The organism is Micromonospora sp. NPDC047074 (assembly GCF_040643815.1).
Classification (GTDB): domain Bacteria; phylum Actinomycetota; class Actinomycetes; order Mycobacteriales; family Micromonosporaceae; genus Micromonospora.
Genome location: NZ_JBEYVB010000002.1, coordinates 389,662 through 407,237, shown reverse-complemented (window position 1 = coordinate 407,237; position 17,576 = coordinate 389,662). Strand labels below are relative to the sequence as shown.

Genomic DNA, 17,576 nt, shown 5'->3' with positions numbered 1-17,576 from the left:
AGGTCGGTGAGATCCGTCCAGAGCCCGCCGAGGTCCCGCACGGGCGTCAGTAGAGGAAGAAGGGAGCGGTCGGATTGCCGGCGCTGCTCCCGGCCGGCGGCGGGGAGGCCTGCTGCACCTGCTCGGGCTGGATCCGCTCGAGCGGGCCACCCCGGTACGCCACCCCGTTCGCCTCGTACATGGCGGCACCGAGGCGGTTCACCGCGTCCGCCGGGTACGCGGCCAGATGGGTCACCCGCGCCCCGATCCTGTCCTCCAGCGGGCTCTCCCGGACGCCGTCCACGCTGACCTCGTAGACCGCCGGGCGCCCGACGGTGCCCGCGAGGACCAGGGTGTTCTCGCCGTACCAGTCGACGGCCGACAGGCCGGTCAGCTGGGTGGGCAGCTGGCGGGCCGGGCCCGGGGTGACCCCCGCGCCGTCGGGGTCGAGGGCGGCGACGTAGAGCGCGCCGCCGGCGATGACGGCGATCCGGTGCCCGTCCAGCGAGGTGGCCACCGCCGTCACCGGGCCGGGCACGCCCAGCGACACCGGGGTGAGCTGCGCCCGGGCGTCGAAGCGGTACAGGGCGCCGTCGGCGACCACCAGGCCGGTGGGCGGCCCCTGGCTCGTCGAGCGCAGCCAGACCGGCCGGCTCATGGCGGTGTAGCTCTTGGCGCTGCGCGTGAACACGGCCACCGGCTCGGGGCCCGCGCCGACCGAGAGCCGCTGGCGGTCGGCGTCGGAGACCACCAGCGCCGCCAGGACCTGGTTTCCCGCGCGGCTGAGCCCGGCCGACACGACCTTCTTGTTCGCCTTGGCCTCCACGGGCTCCGGGCCGCTCGGCTCACCGGGGTAGGTCAACGGGTGGATGGCGCCCTCGTAGACGCAGAACCGCTGGAAACCCTCGCCGAGCTGGTACACCGGGTGGGCCCGCCGGTGCACGTCCAGGCTGGGGATCTCCTTCCGGAGCTGGCCGCGGATCTTGATTTCGAGCGGCCCGTCGAGGTGGTAGAGCGACCAGGCGAGCTGCACGCCGAGCTGTTCCACCCGGGACTTCTCGTCCGGCATCTCCAGGTCCACCTCCCAGCGCTCGCCCGTACGGGTGGCGTTGTTGATGGGCCGGGTGCCGTCCGGCAACCCGCTCACCCGGGGACGCAGCCAGTCCGAGGGACCGGCGGTCAGCCACCTGACCACCTCGCTGACCAACCGCTCGTCGGGCACGGCGAGCGGCAGGTAGCGCTGGTCGGGCACGAGTTGGCTGCGGTCGGAGTTCCAGAAGTAGATCGTCCGGCTCTGGTAGTACAGCTCCAGCGCCCGGACGCTGAGCAGCAGCACGTTCGGCGGGTTGGCCACGTAGAGCCCCGCGTCCGGCTGGCCCTCCTGCCCCTGGATGCTGGTCAGCTCGAACGAGTACTGCGTGATGCTCGTCTCGGGCGGGGCGAGCGTGCCGTCGGCCCGCAACTGGCCGACCTGCTGCACGTTGAGGGTGACCTCGGTCTTGCTCGGCGAGGGGATGATCACCGGATCCTCGGTGAGCCGGACGACGGTCAGCGCGACCTCGCTGCCCTCCCTCGCCTGGAGACGGTCGCGCTCCGCCGGCTGGATGAACTGCCGGACCCGCTGGTAGGCCCGGTCCGGCTCGCCGGCTGCGGCGGAGAGGAAGTTCTCGACGAACTGCTCGTTGCTGCCGCCGCTCTCGCTCCGGCTCGGGGGCACCCCCCGGCTGCCGCTGATCGAGCCGCCCTGCGCCGCCGGCCCCGGCCCCTCCACCTGGACCTCGGTGTGCTCCGGAATGCCGCAGCCGGCCCCGCCGCTGACCAGCAGCGCGCCGCCGAGCAGGCCGGCGAGCAGTCGACGCCTCACGACCCCACCTCCGCGTGCCCCCCGCTGCCGGGCCCCGGGCCCACGACCAACGCGCCGTCGGTCCCCGGGCCGATCGTGAGCGCGCCCCCGCTGCCGGGCCCGATGGCCAGCAGCCCGCCCGCCCGGGGGCCGCCGAAGGGCAGCGTGGCGTCCGACGGGACCAGCCGCAGCGGTGAGGTGGTCAGCCGGTCGCCGGCCCGCGACGGCAGGGTGAGCCGGAACTGGGCGCCCTGGCCGGGCGCGCCCCAGGCCTCCAGCCAGCCGCCGTGCAGCCGGGCGTCCTCCAGGCTGATCGACAGCCCCAGCCCGGTGCCGCCGGTCTGCCGCGCGCGGGACGGGTCGGCCCGCCAGAAGCGGTTGAACACCAGCTTCTCCTCGCCCGTCTTGAGCCCGACCCCGTGGTCGCGGACGGTGATCGCCACCGCCGTCTCGTCCATGCCCAGGGTGATCAGCACCGGCTTGGCCTCGCCGTGCTCGACGGCGTTGCCGACCAGGTTGCGCAGCACCCGCTCCACCCGCCGGGGGTCCACCTCGGCGATCACCGGGGTGCCCGGAACGTCCAGCTCGATGGTCACCCCGACCCGTTCGGCGAGGCCGGCCAGCCGGTCCGCCACCCGGTGCACGACCGGCACCAGGTCGGTCGGCTCGGCGTCCAGCATGGCGAAGCCGGCGTCGAAGCGACTGATCTCCAGCAGGTCGGTCAGCAGTTCCTCGAAGCGGTCCAGCTCGGCCTGGAGCAGCTCGGCGCTGCGCGCCACCGCCGGGTCGAACTCGTCCCGCTCGGCGAAGATCAGGTCGGCGGCCATCCGGACCGTGGTCAGCGGAGTGCGCAGCTCGTGCGAGACGTCGGAGGTGAAGCGCCGTTGCAGCCGGGACATCTCCTCCAGCCGCAGGATCTGCCGCTGGAGGTTGGTCGCCATCTGGTTGAACGACGCGGCGAGCAGGGCGAGGTCGTCCTCGCCGTTGACCACCATCCGCTGGTCCAGCAGGCCGGCGGAGAGCCGCTGGGCCGTCCGGGCGGCCACCCGCACCGGCGTCACCACCAGCCGGGTGACCAGGCCGGCGAGCAGCCCGAGCAGGACCACCAGGGCCGCCCCGGTGGCGGCCACGGTGGCCCAGGCGTCGGCGGCCGTGGCATCCTGCCGGGCCAGCGGCACGAGGTAGTAGAGCTCCACCTGACCGAACCGGGTGGGCACCGGCGAGCCGTAGACCAGGTATTTGGCGGGCTCCCCGTCGAGCCGCCCGGTGCGGATCTGGCTGGCGACCTTGCCCCCGGCCACCGTCTCGCGCAGCTCCCGGCTGAGCAACGGCCGGACGTTGACCGCGGGCGAGGACCGGGGCTGGATGGTCGCGTGGTTGTCGGCGGTGAGCGCCACGATCACGCCGGTCTTCTGCTGCGGGTCACCGCCGGCCAGGTAGTTGACCGTGCCGTCGATGGTCGCCTGGAGCTGCGTCTCCTGCGGCTGGTTGTAGAGGCCGAACTGCTTCGCCGCGTAGTCCACGCCGCTGTCCAGCCGCACCCGCACGTCGGTCTCGGCGTTCTCCACCAGGATGCCGGTGATCTTGTCGGCGATCAGGTAGGCGAAGCCACCCACCAGCAGGCTGGACGCGACAAGTGTGATGGTCACCACCCGAAGCTGGAGCGACTGCCGCCAGGCCTGGCGCAGCCCGGCGAGCAGGCGCGCGACCCGGTCGCGTACGCCGCGCCACAGCTCCCGCACGGCGGCGAGCCGGCGCGGCGCTGCCGTCGGGGGGTCCGGAATCGGGGAGGTCGCCACAGTACGACCAGGCTATCCGGTGCCCGCCTTGTAGCCCACGCCCCGCACGGTGAGGATGATTTCCGGCCGTTCCGGATCCGGCTCGATCTTGGCCCGCAGGCGCTGCACGTGCACGTTGACCAGCCGGGTGTCCGCCGCGTGCCGGTAGCCCCAGACCTGCTCCAGCAGCACCTCGCGGGTGAAGACCTGGCGTGGCTTGCGGGCGAGCGCGACCAGCAGGTCGAACTCCAGCGGCGTGAGCTTCACCTCGTCGCCGTTGCGGCTGACGGTGTGCGCCGGCACGTCGATGGTGATCTGGTTGCCGGGCGGCCCGATGGTCAGCATCTCGGGGGCGACGTCCTCGCCCCGGCGCAGCCGCGCCCGCATCCGGGCGACCAGTTCCTTGGGCTTGAACGGCTTGACCACGTAGTCGTCGGCCCCGGACTCCAGGCCGAGCACCACGTCGACGGTGTCGCTCTTGGCGGTCAGCATGACGATCGGCACGCCCGACTCGGCCCGGATCGACCGCGCCACGTCGATGCCGCTCATGCCGGGGAGCATGAGGTCGAGCAGGACGATGTCGGGACGGCTCTCGCGGAACGCGGCCAGCGCCCGCTCCCCGTCGGCGACGAAGGAGGGCAGAAACCCCTCGCTGCGCAGGACGATGCCGAGCATCTCGGCGAGCGCGGGGTCGTCGTCGACCACCAGTACCCGGGCTCTCATGGGGTTAATGTTTCCATCCCGTTCAGTTCGATGGGATCCGCGTCACCCGGCACGCTACTGCCGCGGGCCGCCGCCGCCCAGCAACCGACGCCCGGCGGCGTCGTCCCGGCGTGCGGGTCCACCCGATCGGACCTCGCATGTCACCATGATCCCCGCATGCGCCGTCAGGCGCCACCGCCGACCGTCCCCAGGGAGTACGCGTGCCCGACGCCGGCCCGACCGCCGTGCTCCCACGCCGTCCTCTCACCGTCGGCGAGCTGTTGGACTCCGCCGTCCTGCTGCTGCGCGGCCAGGCCCGGGTGCTGGTCCCGGTCGCCCTCGCGCTGACCGTGGCGGAGCAGCTCCTGCTCTACCCGCTGCGGCTCGCCGCCGACACCGGGCCGCCGGTCTGGTTCCTGGAATCCGAGCGGTTCGGGGTGTACTGGCTGCTGCTGGCGGTCGGCGCGGCCATCGAGGCGACGATCGTCCTGCTGCTCGGCAACCCGGCCGCCCGGGCCGCCCGGGCCGCGCTGTTCGGCCGCGCCGTCGGCCCGCGCGAGCTGCTCCGCCCCGCCGGCGCCCGCTGGGGTGCCACCGGGCTGCTCGCCGCCCTGGTGGGCGTGCTGATGTGCGGGGTGTCGCTGTTCGGGCCGGTCTGGATCGTCGGTTTCGCCCTGCTCGGTGCCGTGGCGCCGGCCCTCGTCGTCGACCGGGTGCACCCGCTGCGCGCCCCGTTGCGCGCCGCCGCCCTGGCCGTCCGGGGCGGCGGCCGGGCCGGCTGGATCCGGCTGCTCGGCTACCTGGTCTGGTGGATCGTCCGCCTCGGCCTCGGCATCGGCGTCTACGCCGGGCTGGATTCACTCGACCTGGTCGACCGGGCCTGGGCCGGGTGGCTGTCGATGGCGATCTGGGCGGGCGTGAACAGCGTCGCCTACCCGGCCCTGGCCTGCCTGGACGCGGTGCTGCACCTGGAGAACCGGATGCGTACCGAGGGACTGGACATCCGGCTCTCCCGGGCCCGGGAGGGCACGCCGGAGGCCGTCCTGCTGGCGGTCGGGCGATGAGCCTCAGCCGATGGTGGACCGAGACCACGGCGGCACTCGGCGACCGGGTGCCGCTGCCCCTGGCCGCCCTGCTGCTGGTGCTCGCGGCGGTGCTGGTCGCGGCCGGCTGGTACACCTTCCCGGCCTGGGTGCCCCGGCGGCTGCCCAGGTTGCCGCGGCTGCGTCGGCGTCGCCCCGAGCGCACGCGGCCGGCCGTCCCGCCGCCGGCCGTCCCCACGCCCCGCGAGCCGGAGCCGGAGCTGCCGGCCGCCACGTACGTGTCGCTCGCGGACCGGCTGGCCGCCGAGGGCAGGTACGCCGAGTCCGTCCGGGAGCGGCTCCGCGCGATGGTCCGGGAGCTGGTCGCCCGACGGTTGGTGCAGCCGCAGCCCGGCATGACCGTCGTCGAGGTGGTGCGGGCCGCGACGGACGCCCGGCCGCAGCTCGGTCCGCCGCTGGGCGCCGCCGCCGCGATCTTCTCCGAGCTGTGGTACGGCCAGCGCCCTGCCTCCGTCGAGCACGACCGCCGGATGCGGGAACACGCCGCCGACCTGGACCGGGTGCTGACCGGCCGCCCGGCGGACCCCGAGGAGGGGCCACGACCATGAGCGCACCGGCCACCACCGCCCCACCGGCGCCACGCACGGGCGACACCCCCCGACGGCGACGTCGCCGGCACCGGCTGCTGATCCCGCTGGGCCTGGCCGCGCTGCTGCTGACCACCACCCTGGTCACCCACGCGGTCGACCAGCCCGATCCCGGCGACCGGGGATTCCTCTCCCCGGTCGCGACCGGCGACGACGGCGGCAGCCGGCTCGCCGACGCCCTGCGCGAACGCGGGGTGACGGTGCAACGGGAGACGGACACGCTGGCCGCGCTGCGGGCCGCCCGTGACGAGCCCGGCACGCTCTTCGTGCCCGCGCCGGCCCTGCTGCACCCGGACACGGTCGGCGCGTTGGCCTTGCTGCCCTCGGCCACCAGGCTGGTGCTCGTGGACCCGCCACGGCGGGTGCTGGAGGCAATCCCGCTGTCGGTGAAGCCAACCGGCCGGCGGTGGGCCGCGCAGGCGGTGGAGCCCGACGCGCGGGGTCTGCCCTGCCCGCTGCCCGAGCTGGCGCAGCTCGGGCGGGCGGCGGTCGGGCTGCAACGCTACGCGGTCACCTCGGGCCGGGCGACGCACGTGCAGTTCTGCTTCGACGGCGGGCTGGCCCGGCTGCTCCGGGTTCCCGAGAGCGTGGTGGTCGTGGGCGCCAGCGACCCGTTCCGCAACGACCGGATCGACGAGTGGGACAACCGGGCCTTCGCCACCGCCCTGCTCGGCACGCCGGGCCGGGTGGTGTGGCTCGATCTGGACGGCCCGGCGCCCCCGCCGACCTTCGGCACCGGCGACGACGGCAGCCCGGGCTGGTCGCCGACGCCGGGCGGCTCCACCGGGCACGGCAGGCCGGGCGACGGCAGCGGCGACGGCCCCGGCGGCGCGGACGGCCGTGGTGGCCCGGGCGGGAACTCCGACGGTGACGGCGAGAGCCAGGACGAGGGCGACGCCGAGGACGCCGACGACCAGGCGGCCGACCGGCCCGACCCGCCCAACCCGCTCTGGTCCGCCTTCCCCGGCTGGCTGTGGGCGCTGCTGGCCCAACTCGCCCTGGCCGCCCTGGTGGCCGCGCTCTGGCGGGCGCGCCGGCTGGGCCCTCCGGCACCGGAGCCGCTGCCGGTCACGGTCCGTTCAACGGAGACGGTGCTGGGCCGCGCCCGGCTCTACGAGAAGGCCGGTGCCCGGGACGCGACCGCGCGGACGCTGCGGGCCGCCGCCCTGGACCGCCTGCTGCCCCGGCTGCACCTGCCGCCGACCGCCCCGCCGGCCGAGGTGGCCGCCGCCGTAGCCGCCCGCACCGGCGACGATCCCCGCTGGGCCGACGAGACGCTCCACGGCGGCGCGCCCGCGACCGACGAGGAACTGCTGGACCTGGCCCGCGCGCTGGACCGGCTGACCAACGCGGTCGCACCGCAGCCCGCCGACGGGCCGCCCCCGGCCGCCGCACCGCAGGCCGCCGACGGGCCGCCCCCGGCCGACCCGCCGTACCCGCACCGACCCGAAGGAGAACCCCGGTGACCCGACCCGCCGGCACCGCCGAGCCGCTGACCACCGGCCCCGACGACCCCCGCGCGGCCCTGCACCGGCTGCGCGCCGAGGTCGCCAAGGCGGTCGTCGGGCAGGACGCGGTCGTCACCGGCCTGGTGATCGCCCTGCTCTGCCGCGGGCACGTGCTGCTGGAGGGCGTACCGGGGGTGGCCAAGACCCTGCTGATCCGCACCGTGGCCACCGCCCTCGACCTGGGGTCCAAGCGGGTGCAGTTCACCCCCGACCTGATGCCGGGCGACGTCACCGGCTCGCTGATCTTCGACCCGCACACCGCCGCCTTCACCTTCCGCGAGGGCCCGGTCTTCACCAACCTGCTGCTCGCCGACGAGATCAACCGGACGCCGCCGAAGACCCAGTCGGCGCTGCTGGAGGTGATGGAGGAACGGCAGGTCTCGGTCGAGGGCGACCGGCGACCGCTGCCCGACCCGTTCATCGTCGCCGCCACCCAGAACCCGATCGAGTACGAGGGCACCTATCCGCTGCCGGAGGCGCAGCTCGACCGGTTCCTGCTCAAGCTCACCGTGCCGCTGCCCAGCCGGGAGGAGGAACTGGGCGTGCTCCGCGCGCACCACGCCGGCTTCGACCCGCGCGACCTGACCGCCGCCGGCGTACGGCCGGTGGCCAGCGCGGCCGATCTGAACGCCGCCCGGGCCGCGGTCGGCCGGGTGCACATGGCCGAGCCGCTCTTCGGCTACATCGTCGACCTCTGCCGGGCCACCCGCAGCACCCCGGCGCTGGAGCTGGGGGCCTCACCCCGGGGTGCCACCGCGTTGCTCACCACGGCCAAGGCGTGGGCCTGGCTGGCCGGTCGGGACCACGTCGTCCCGGACGACGTGAAGGCGGTCGCCCGGCCGACGCTGCGGCACCGGCTGCGGCTGCGCCCCGAGGTGGAGCTGGAGGGCGTCAGCGTGGACGCGGTGCTGGACACGGTGCTCGCCACCGTGCCGACGCCCCGATGACCTGGCGGGCGGCGCTCCTGCTGGCGGTCGGCGCGCTGACCCTGCCGGCCTGGCCGGCGCCGTTCGCCGGGCTGCTGGTGATGACCGGGTCGGTGCTGCTGCTGGTGCTGCTCGACCGGGCGCTGGCCGCGCCGCCGGCCGCGCTCACGGCCGCCCGGCAGGGGGACCGCGCGGTCCGGCTCGGCGGCACCGCCACCGTCGCGCTCCTGCTGCACAACACCTCCGGCCGTACGCTGCGGGCGCGCGTCCGCGACGCCTGGGTGCCCTCCGCCGGCGCCCGCCCCGACGTGCCCCCGGCGCGGCTCGTGCACGTCGAGCCGGGCGCGACGGTGGCGCTGCCCAGCCGGCTCACCCCCCTGCGGCGGGGCGACCGGCCGGCGGTGGCGGTCACCGTCCGCTCCTTCGGGCCGCTGGGGCTCGGGTTCCGGCAGCGCTCCGGCCGGCCGGCCACCCCACCGTGGACGCTGCGCGTGCTGCCCCGCTTCGACTCCCGCCGGCACCTGCCCGAGAAGCTGTCCCGGCTGCGGGTGATCGACGGCACCCAGGTGAGCCGGGGGCGTGGGCAGGGCACCGAGTTCGACACCCTCCGCGAGTACGTGGTGGGCGACGACGTGCGGTCGATCGACTGGCGGGCCAGCGCGCGCCGGGCCGACGTGCTGGTACGCACCTGGCGACCGGAGCGGGACCGACGGCTGGTGTGCGTGCTGGACACCGGCCGGACGTCGGCGGTGCGGGTCGGCGACGAGCCCCGGCTGGACACCTCGATCGACGCGGCGTTGCTGCTCACCGCCCTCGCCGCCCGCGCCGGCGACCGGGTCGACGTGCTCGCCGCCGACACGGCCGTCCGGGCCACGGTGACCGGCTCCGGCGGGCCGACCCTGCTCCCCCGGGTGGTGCACGCCCTCGCGCCGCTCCAGCCGACGCTGGCCGAGACGGACTTCGACATGATCGCCGGCGAACTGCTGCGCCGGCAGCGCCAGCGCAGCCTGGTGGTGCTCTTCACCGCGCTGGAGGCGGGCGCCATCGGGGAGGGGCTGCTGCCGGTCCTCCCCCGGCTGGCCGCCCGGCACCGGGTGGTGGTCGCGGCGACGCACGACCCGGTGCTGACCGCCCTCACCACGGCCACCCCGGAACGCCCCGGGGACGCCTACGCGGCGGCGGCGGCCTGGCGGGCCCTAGCCGAACGCGACCGGGTGCGGGCCGCCCTGGGCCGCTACGGCGTGACGGTAGTAGACGCTCCAGCCGGCCGCCTGGCCCCCACCCTGGCCGACACCTACCTCCGCCTCAAGTCCCTGGGCCAACTCTGACCCCCGCCCGCGCCCACGCCCCCGATCGGCAGCTCCCGTTGATCATGACGTTATCGCCCGTCCACCCGGCGTGTCACGGCGACAACGTCATGATCAACGAGAGCTAGGTGGGTGGGTGGCGCGGCGGCCGAGGATCACCACGTACGCTCCGAAGGCGAGCCAGACGGCGGCGCCCAGCGCGACGCGGAGCGGCACCGGCACGGGCGCGGGGGTCACGAACGCCTCGATGAGGGCGGAGACCGCGAAGAGCCCCACCAGCCCGACGGCGACCAGGACGCCCTCGCGTCCGGCCCGGGCCACCGCCTGCCCCCGGGTGAGCTGCGTCGGCGGAGCGATCCACGCCCAGCCGATGCGCAGGCCCACCCCGGCGGCCACGAAGACCCCGGTCAGCTCCAGCAGCCCGTGCGGGGTGATCAGGCCGAAGAAGACGTCCGACCGGCCGTAGGCGACCATGACGCCTCCGACCACGCCGATGTTGAGCGCGTTCTGCCAGAGCAGGTAGAGCACCGGGACGATCAGCACCCCGGCGGCGAGGCACTGGGCGGCGAGCCAGGCGTTGTGCGTCCACAGGTGGAAGGCGAACGTCGGCGCGGAGAACTCCGTGTAGTAGCCGGCGAAGCCGGACTCGACCAGGTCGGCGGCCGCCTCGTCGCCGATGAACGCTCCCGCCGTCTCCGGGTTGCCCGCGACGTACCAGATCAGGAAGAAGCTGAGCAGGCTGAACCCGGTCGCCACCCCGCACCACCAGGGCCAGGCGCGGTAGACCGCGCCGGGAAAGCCGACCACGAAGAACCGCCCGACCGCCGACCACGACGGGCGCGGGCGGCCGGTGAGCCGGGCCCGGGCCCGCAGCACCACCTGGGAGAGCTGGCCGACCAGCGCCGGGTCGGGTGAGCGGCTGCGCAGCACCGACAGCTGGGTGGTCGCCCGCTGGTAGAGGGCGACCAGCTCGTCGACCTCGGCGGCGTCGAGCCGGCCCCGGCCGGCGAGCTCCTCCAGCCGCCGCCACTCGCCGCCGTGTTCCGCGACGTACGCGTCGAGATCCACCACCACCCCCGTCCGGCGATCATAGTGTTCACTGTCGGGGTGAGAGCGCAACCACGACCGCCGGTGCGGCCCGCCCACTGGGGCGACGCCGGGCTGGTCAGCGGGGAGGCCGTGGAGCTGGACGTGCGGGCTGCTCGGATCGGGTCCCGGGTGCTCGCGCTGCTGCTCGACGTCCTGGCTCAGGCGGCCCTCATGCTGGCACTGACGGTGAGCGTCGGCGCCGCGTTGCTCGGCCTGCCCGAGGGGCTGGTCGACGAGGCGCTGGCCGGTGGGCTCGCCACGGTGGGTCTGATCCTGGTGCTGGTCGGCTACCCGGTGCTCTGCGAGCGGTTCAACCACGGCCGCACGCTGGGCAAGATGGCGGTCGGGCTGCGCGTGGTCAGCGCCGACGGCGCCCCGGTCGGGGCACGGCAGTCGCTGATCCGGGCGCTGGTCGGCGTGGCGGTCGAGTGGCCCGGCCTGGTGCTGCCGCTGCTGAGCTGGGTGGCCGGGGTGTCGGTGATGCTGACCGACCGGCGCGGGCGCCGGCTGGGCGACCTGGTGGCGGGCACGCTTGTCGTGCACACCCGGGCGGCGACCGCCTGGCGGCCTGTCCCGACGGCGGTGCCCGCGCTGGTCGGCTGGGCGTCGACGGCGGACCTGAGCCGGCTCGACGACGGCCTGGCACTGGCCGCCCGGCAGTACCTGGCCCGGGTGCACCAGCTCGCGGAGCCGGCGCGCGGGCGGCTGGGGCGCGGCCTGTGGGCCGAGATCTCCGCGGTGACCACGCCGCCTCCGCCTCCGGGCATGCCCGAGTCGGTCTACCTGGCCGCGGTCCTCGGCGAGCGGCACCGGCGGGCCGGGCACCGGCTGGGGCGGGGCCGGGCGGTCGCCGCGACACTCTGGCCGGAGCTGACGGCCGGCCCGCCCACGCTGCCGGCTCCGGCCGGACCGCCCGCACCGCCGGCTCCGGCCGGACCACCTGCGGCGGCCGGGGCGGCCCCGCCGCCCGCCGCCGTTCCCGGGCCTGAGGTGGCCGCCGGCCCGGTCCGCCCGGCCGTGCCCGACCCCGCCCTGGTGGCGGGGCCCGCAGTGCCCGCGCAGACCGGGCCGGCGGTACGACCGGCAGTCGCCGCGTCGACGCGGGAGGACGGGCCGACGCCCGGCGCCTGAGCGCCCGGACCTGAGGCGGCCGGGGGAGGCGCACGACGGCCGGCTGTGGCAGGATCCGGCTCGCCCCTACCGAGACGGGACCACAGTGGCCGACGACCTGTTCACCCCCACGATCGCGCCGGCCGCCGAGGCGCGCCGACCGCCGTGGCGACCACAGTCGCTGCTCTATCCCGCCGTGTTCGGCGGCCCGACGGCCGGCACCGTGCTGGCCCTGCTCAACGGGCGTCGGCTGGGGGTGCCCCGCCGGGAGCAACTGGCGGTTCTCGGCACCGGGTCGGCCGGGCTCGCCGCCCGGTTGGTGGTCACGCTCGCGATCTTCGACGACGGGGCCGACCGTCCTGTCCGGCTGGTCGGGGCGCTGGCCGGCGGGCTGGTCTGGCTCGTGGCCGCCGCCACGCAGAAGCGCCGGTTCCGGGCGTACGAGCTGAGCGGCGGCGAGCCCGCGTCGCTGTGGCTGCCGGGCCTCGGGGCGGTGCTCGTGCTCGGGTTCGCCGAGGCGATCCTGGTCCTCCTGGTGGCCGCCGCGTGACCGGGCCGGAGACGCAGCTCGCCCGGGTGGCCCAACTGCTGGAGGTGAACCGGCCGGAGCAGGCCCTGGCGGAGGTCGACCGGCTACCCGCCGGGTTGGCCACCAGCCAGGCCGCGTTCCGGCTGCGGGCGGCGGCGCTGACCGTGCTCGACCGCTGGGACGACGTGGTCACCGTCGCCCGGCAGGGGCTCGCCGAGAGCGGCCCCGACGCCGAGCTGCTCGGGCGGCTCGGCCTGGCGCTGCGCCACCGCCGCGAGCACGCCCCCGCCGAGCGGGCGCTGCTCGACGCGCTAGCCATCGAGCCGGAGAACCCGTGGCTGCTCTGCCAGTACGCCGATCTCTGCGCCGCCGTGGGCCAGACCGACAAGGCGGAGCGCCTGGCGGCCCGCGCGGCGGCGCTCGCACCGGAGGCGCCGGCCGTGTTCGCCTCCCGGTTCCAGATCGCGTACGTGCGGGGCGACGACCGCGCGGCCGAACGGATCGCCCAGGAGTTCCTCGGGGCGTGGCCCGGCAACCCCGCGGCGCTCGCCCTGCACGGTGTCGCCGCCGCCCGGCGCGGCCGGGTGGGCACCGCGCACCGCGCCTTCGGCCAGGCGACGGCGCAGGCCCCGGCCGACACCGACTACGCCGACGCGGCCTGGGAGTCCCGGGTACACGCGCACCCGCTGCTGCTGCCGTTGCGCCCGCTCTACCGGCTGGGGATGTTCCGCACGTGGCTGCTCGCGGTCGGGCTGATCGTGCTGCTCAACGCCATCGGGCTGAAGGTCCTCGCGGGCCTGTTCGGCCTGGCCTGGCTGCTCTTCTGCGTCTGGTCGTGGATCGCTCCGCCGCTGGTCCGGCGGATGGTGCTCGGCCGGTGGCGGGCATGAGGGCGTTCTGGCCCTGGCTGGCCGTTCTCGCCGTGGTGCTGCTGCTCGACGCGCTGCGCCTGTCCACGCTGGCCGCCATCGTCTCGCTGGCCTGGCTCGTCTGGTGCGTGTGGAGCTGGGTCCGTCCGGGCCGCCGCCGCTCCCGCCCGGACTGACCGGCGGGCCGCCCGCAAAAGCCGACCGGGCCGGCGCCTGCGGAAGGCGGCCGGCCCGGTCGGGCGGGGTCGGTCAGTACCGGTAGTGGTCCGGCTTGAACGGGCCTTCCACGGCGATGCCGAGGTAGCTGGCCTGCTCCTTGGTGAGGGTGCTCAGCTTGGCGCCGAGCGCGTCCAGGTGCAGCCGGGCGACCTTCTCGTCGAGGTGCTTGGGCAGCACGTAGACGCCGGTCGGGTATTCCTCGGTCTTCGTGAACAGCTCGATCTGGGCGATCGTCTGGTTGGCGAACGAGTTCGACATCACGAAGCTCGGGTGGCCGGTGGCGTTGCCCAGGTTGAGCAGGCGGCCCTCCGACAGCACGATGATCGCGTGCCCGTCGGCGAACTTCCAGAGGTCGACCTGCGGCTTGATGTTGACCCGCTCGACGTCCGAACGCTTCGCCAGGCCGGCCATGTCGATCTCGTTGTCGAAGTGGCCGATGTTGCCGACGATGGCCTGGTGCTTCATCCGGGCCATGTGCTCGTTGGTGATGACGTCAAAGCAGCCGGTGGCGGTGATGAAGATGTCCGCCTGCTCGACCACGTCGTCCAGGGTGGCGACCTGGTAGCCGTCCATCGCGGCCTGGAGCGCGCAGATCGGGTCGACCTCGGTCACCACGACCCGGGCGCCCTGGCCGCGCAGCGACTCGGCGCAGCCCTTGCCGACGTCGCCGTAGCCGAGCACGACCGCCATCTTGCCGCCGATCAGCACGTCGGTGGCCCGGTTGATGCCGTCGATGAGCGAGTGGCGGCAGCCGTACTTGTTGTCGAACTTGCTCTTCGTCACCGAGTCGTTGACGTTGATGGCGGGGAAGAGCAGGGTGCCGGCGCGGTGCATCTCGTAGAGCCGGTGCACGCCGGTGGTGGTCTCCTCGGTCACGCCCTTGATGCCGGCGGCGATCCGGGTCCACCGCTGGTTGTCCTCGGCGAGCGAGCGGTGCAGCACGCCGAGGATGACCGCGTACTCCTCGGAGTCGGCGGACTCGACCGGCGGAACGGAGCCGGCCTTCTCGAACTCGGCACCCTTGTGCACCAGCAGCGTGGCGTCGCCGCCGTCGTCGAGGATCATGTTCGGGCCCTGCCCGTCGGGCCAGGCGAGCACCTGCTCGGTGCACCACCAGTACTCCTCCAGGCTCTCGCCCTTCCAGGCGTAGACCGGGACGCCGGCCGGGGCCTCGGGGGTGCCCTCCGGGCCGACCACGATCGCGGCGGCGGCGTGGTCCTGGGTGGAGAAGATGTTGCAGGACGCCCAGCGGACCTGCGCGCCGAGCGCGACGAGGGTCTCGATCAGGACGGCGGTCTGGATGGTCATGTGCAGCGACCCGGTGACCCGGGCACCGGCGAGCGGCTGGGCGTCGGCGAACTCGCGCCGGATCGCCATCAGGCCGGGCATCTCGTGCTCGGCGAGCTGGATCTCCTTACGCCCGAACTCGGCGAGCGACAGATCCGCCACCTTGTAGTCGCCCTCGGCGAGAGTGCTCGGCCGGGCCTCGGACGGCGTGCCGCTGGCGGACGCCGGGAGGGTGCTGGTCATGAAATCTCCTGTCGGACGATGTGCTGCGCGACCATTCACCTTACGCTCGCGAACCGCCGCCACGAGGACCGGCCGGTGAAGAGAGCACGAAGACATCAATGGACAGCGCACGGGGCGGTCGGTCGTGGACAGAGCCCCCGTCCACCAGCCGCCCGCCCCGTGCATCCCCCCGGTTTGGTTCCCCCACGCGCGTTCCCGGACCGTCGTCGCGGTAACGCTGCGCACTTACAGAGTCACATTCAGTCAACGTCGAGTCAAGTGATTCCGGGAAAGTCGGACTTGCCCTTTGGTCCGCGCGCCGGTCAGCGCAGGCCGCAGCTCGCGACGTACGCCTCACCCGCGCCCGCCAGGCGCAGCGGCCCACCCGCCGCCGTCCCGACCGCGGCCCGCCCCGGCCCGAGCGTCACCCCGCCGGCCCCGTCGTCGACGGAGACCTCGCCGGCGCGGCACAGCACCACCCGCGGCCCGGGCACCGGGACCGTCACCTCCGGCAGCCCCGCGCCCACCGTCACCCGGTGCAGCGCGAAATCCTCCACCGGCACCGGCCAGGTGACCAGCCCCGGGGCGACCTCCAGCGGCGGCACCACGGGATCGTGGAGCACCTCGAAGCGCAGCACCCGCAGCAGCTCGTCCACGTCCACCCGCTTCGGCGTCAGCCCGCCGCGCAGCACGTTGTCGCTGGCCGCCATGATCTCCACGCCGGTGCCGCGCAGGTAGGCGTGCAGGTTGCCGGCCGGCATCCAGATCGCCTCCCCGGGCGCCAGCCGCACCCGGTTGAGCAGCATCGCCACCAGCACCCCCGGGTCGCCCGGGTAGGCGGCGGCCAACTCCCGGGCCAGCTCCGCGTCCGGCCCCGCGACCGGTGCCGACGCCACGGCCGCCACCAGCGCGTCGCGCCCGTCGGCGGGCCAGGTCAGCAGCAGCCGTACGGCGTCCCGCAGCCCCGCCGGGCCGGTGCGCAGCGCCGCCAGCACCGGCTCCAGCCCGGGTACGCCGAAGGCGGCCAGCACCGCCGCCGCCTCCGCCGGCTCCCGGAACCCGCACAACGCCTCCATCGGCGAGAGCGCGACCAGCAGCTCCGGTTTGTGGTACGGGTCGACGTAGTTGCGCTGCCCCTCGGGGCGGGCCACGTCGGCGGCGTGCCCGGCGCGGGCCTGCTCGGCGTCCGGGTGCGCCTGGAGGCTCAGCGGGGCGTCCGCGGCGAGCACCTTGAGCAGGAACGGCAGCCGGATGCCGAACCGGCCGACCAGCCGCTCGCCGAGCCAGTGTGCCGGCTCGGCGAGCAGCAGGTCGGTCAGGCTGACCCGGTCACCGTCGCGGTCGACAGTGGCCGGGCCGCCCGGGTGGGCGCCCAGCCACAGCTCGGCCTCTGGTCCGTCGCTGGGCACCGGTCGCCCCTGCAACTCGGCGATCGCCGAGCGGGAACCCCAGGCGTAGTCCCGGATCGGTCCGTGCAGCAGTTCCACCGGTCAGCTCCCGGCCCGCTCCGCGACCTCACCCGACTCGGAGCCCGGCTCGGAGCCCGACGCGGCGTACGGCGACGCGCTCCCGGTGCCCGCCCGCTCGGCGGCGACGCTGTAGATGTCCGGCTCCAGGTAGATCACCCGCGCGGCCGGTACGGCCGCCCGGATCCGGGTCTCGACGGTGTTGATGCTGCGGGCCAGCACCTCCGCGGTGTTGCCGGCCGGCACGGCGACCTTGGCGGCCACCATCAGCTCCTCGGGGCCGAGGTAGAGCGTCTTCATGTGGATGATCCGCTCGAACTCGGGCCCCTCGGTGACCGCCTTCTCGATGGCCGTGACGTCGTGCGCCTCGGCGCCCTCGCCGAGCAGCAGGCTCTTGGTCTCGATGGCGAGGATGATCGCGATCGCCACCAGCAGCACACCGATCATCCCGGTGCCGATGGCGTCCCACCGACCGTTGCCGGTGATCAGCGTCATCCCGACGCCGAAGAGCGCGAACACCAGACCGACCAGCGCGCCCAGGTCCTCCAGCAGCACCACCGGCAGCTCGGGCGCCTTGGCCCGCCGTACGAACCTCACCCAGGACTGGTTGCCGCGGACGAGGTTGGACTCCACGATCGCGGTGCGGAAGGAGAACGTCTCCATGATGATCGCGACCACCAGGACGGTGATCGGCACCCACTGCCAGCTCGTGATCGGCTCCGGGTGCGAGAACTTGTGGTACGCCTCGTAGAGGGCGAACAGGCCACCGACGCTGAACAGCACGATGGACACGATGAACGCGTAGATGTAGCGCTCGCGGCCGTAGCCGAAGGGGTGCTGCGGGGTGGCCGCGCGCTTGGCCCGCCGCCCGCCGAGCAGCAGCAGGCCCTGGTTGCCGGAGTCGGCGACCGAGTGGATCGACTCGGCCAGCATCGACGACGAGCCGGTCAGCAGGAACGCGACGAACTTGGTGACGGCGATGCCGGCGTTGGCCAGCAGGGCGGCGACGATCGCCTTCGTACCACCGTTGGCGCTCACGCCGTCGCTCCGTT

Annotated in this window: 16 protein-coding genes; 9 read left to right on the top strand and 7 right to left on the bottom strand. The window is 74.8% G+C overall.

The window, feature by feature from the left end; translation table 11 throughout:
- Nucleotides 1-46: 46 nt before the first annotated feature.
- From ABZ809_RS05535 to mtrA, 3 genes are read right to left on the bottom strand one after another with little or no spacing between them, the layout of a single operon-like run.
- Nucleotides 47-1,843, bottom strand: coding sequence for an LpqB family beta-propeller domain-containing protein (locus tag ABZ809_RS05535; RefSeq protein ID WP_357561174.1), 1,797 nt, complete (start codon nucleotides 1,841-1,843; stop codon nucleotides 47-49).
- Nucleotides 1,840-3,621: an MtrAB system histidine kinase MtrB gene (gene mtrB, locus ABZ809_RS05530; protein ID WP_357561173.1), complete on the bottom strand. Its 1,782-nt coding sequence runs from the start codon at nucleotides 3,619-3,621 to the stop codon at nucleotides 1,840-1,842. The genes ABZ809_RS05535 and mtrB overlap by 4 nt, the downstream gene beginning before the upstream one ends.
- 12 nt (nucleotides 3,622-3,633) lie before the next feature.
- Nucleotides 3,634-4,323 (bottom strand): MtrAB system response regulator MtrA, encoded by a 690-nt coding sequence (mtrA, locus tag ABZ809_RS05525; RefSeq protein WP_357561172.1) that lies wholly within the window; start codon nucleotides 4,321-4,323, stop codon nucleotides 3,634-3,636.
- 200 nt (nucleotides 4,324-4,523) lie between these two features.
- Between mtrA and ABZ809_RS05520 the strand changes: the two genes are divergently transcribed.
- From ABZ809_RS05520 to ABZ809_RS05500, 5 genes are read left to right on the top strand one after another with little or no spacing between them, the layout of a single operon-like run.
- Nucleotides 4,524-5,366, top strand: coding sequence for a hypothetical protein (locus ABZ809_RS05520; protein ID WP_357561171.1), 843 nt, complete (start codon nucleotides 4,524-4,526; stop codon nucleotides 5,364-5,366).
- Complete coding sequence (locus tag ABZ809_RS05515; RefSeq protein ID WP_357561170.1) at nucleotides 5,363-5,953, top strand: DUF4129 domain-containing protein; 591 nt, start codon at nucleotides 5,363-5,365, stop codon at nucleotides 5,951-5,953. Before ABZ809_RS05520 ends, ABZ809_RS05515 begins: the two co-directional genes overlap by 4 nt.
- Nucleotides 5,950-7,458 carry a DUF4350 domain-containing protein gene (locus ABZ809_RS05510; protein WP_357561169.1) on the top strand — a complete coding sequence of 503 codons (1,509 nt, stop codon included), beginning with the start codon at nucleotides 5,950-5,952 and terminating at the stop codon, nucleotides 7,456-7,458. The genes ABZ809_RS05515 and ABZ809_RS05510 overlap by 4 nt, the downstream gene beginning before the upstream one ends.
- Nucleotides 7,455-8,447, top strand: coding sequence for a MoxR family ATPase (locus tag ABZ809_RS05505; RefSeq protein ID WP_357561168.1), 993 nt, complete (start codon nucleotides 7,455-7,457; stop codon nucleotides 8,445-8,447). The genes ABZ809_RS05510 and ABZ809_RS05505 overlap by 4 nt, the downstream gene beginning before the upstream one ends.
- Complete coding sequence (locus tag ABZ809_RS05500; RefSeq protein WP_357561167.1) at nucleotides 8,444-9,754, top strand: DUF58 domain-containing protein; 1,311 nt, start codon at nucleotides 8,444-8,446, stop codon at nucleotides 9,752-9,754. The genes ABZ809_RS05505 and ABZ809_RS05500 overlap by 4 nt, the downstream gene beginning before the upstream one ends.
- Before the next feature lie 93 nt (nucleotides 9,755-9,847).
- On the opposite strand, the gene ABZ809_RS05495 is transcribed toward ABZ809_RS05500, so the two are convergent.
- Entirely contained in the window at nucleotides 9,848-10,807 is a 960-nt protein-coding gene (locus tag ABZ809_RS05495; RefSeq protein ID WP_357561166.1) for a stage II sporulation protein M, read from the bottom strand.
- Nucleotides 10,808-10,840: 33 nt separating this feature from the next.
- Between ABZ809_RS05495 and ABZ809_RS05490 the strand changes: the two genes are divergently transcribed.
- The 4 genes from ABZ809_RS05490 to ABZ809_RS05475 all read left to right on the top strand — a co-directional run bounded on the left by ABZ809_RS05490 (nucleotide 10,841) and on the right by ABZ809_RS05475 (nucleotide 13,506).
- Entirely contained in the window at nucleotides 10,841-11,953 is a 1,113-nt protein-coding gene (locus ABZ809_RS05490) for an RDD family protein (RefSeq protein ID WP_357561165.1), read from the top strand.
- 85 nt (nucleotides 11,954-12,038) lie between these two features.
- Complete coding sequence (locus ABZ809_RS05485; RefSeq protein WP_357561164.1) at nucleotides 12,039-12,482, top strand: hypothetical protein; 444 nt, start codon at nucleotides 12,039-12,041, stop codon at nucleotides 12,480-12,482.
- Nucleotides 12,479-13,351, top strand: coding sequence for a tetratricopeptide repeat protein (locus ABZ809_RS05480; protein ID WP_357561163.1), 873 nt, complete (start codon nucleotides 12,479-12,481; stop codon nucleotides 13,349-13,351). The genes ABZ809_RS05485 and ABZ809_RS05480 overlap by 4 nt, the downstream gene beginning before the upstream one ends.
- Nucleotides 13,348-13,506, top strand: a complete 159-nt coding sequence (locus tag ABZ809_RS05475; protein WP_357561162.1) for a hypothetical protein — start codon at nucleotides 13,348-13,350, stop codon at nucleotides 13,504-13,506. Before ABZ809_RS05480 ends, ABZ809_RS05475 begins: the two co-directional genes overlap by 4 nt.
- 73 nt (nucleotides 13,507-13,579) lie before the next feature.
- Here ABZ809_RS05475 and ahcY read toward each other — a convergent pair whose 3' ends face one another.
- The 3 genes from ahcY to ABZ809_RS05460 all read right to left on the bottom strand — a co-directional run bounded on the left by ahcY (nucleotide 13,580) and on the right by ABZ809_RS05460 (nucleotide 17,562).
- On the bottom strand, nucleotides 13,580-15,079 hold the full coding sequence (gene ahcY / locus ABZ809_RS05470) for an adenosylhomocysteinase (protein WP_357561161.1): 1,500 nt from the start codon (nucleotides 15,077-15,079) through the stop codon (nucleotides 13,580-13,582).
- A gap of 302 nt (nucleotides 15,080-15,381) precedes the next feature.
- On the bottom strand, nucleotides 15,382-16,545 hold the full coding sequence (gene manA / locus ABZ809_RS05465; RefSeq protein WP_357561160.1) for a mannose-6-phosphate isomerase, class I: 1,164 nt from the start codon (nucleotides 16,543-16,545) through the stop codon (nucleotides 15,382-15,384).
- Between the two features lie 3 nt (nucleotides 16,546-16,548).
- Entirely contained in the window at nucleotides 16,549-17,562 is a 1,014-nt protein-coding gene (locus ABZ809_RS05460) for a cation diffusion facilitator family transporter (protein ID WP_357561159.1), read from the bottom strand.
- Nucleotides 17,563-17,576 lie beyond the last annotated feature (14 nt).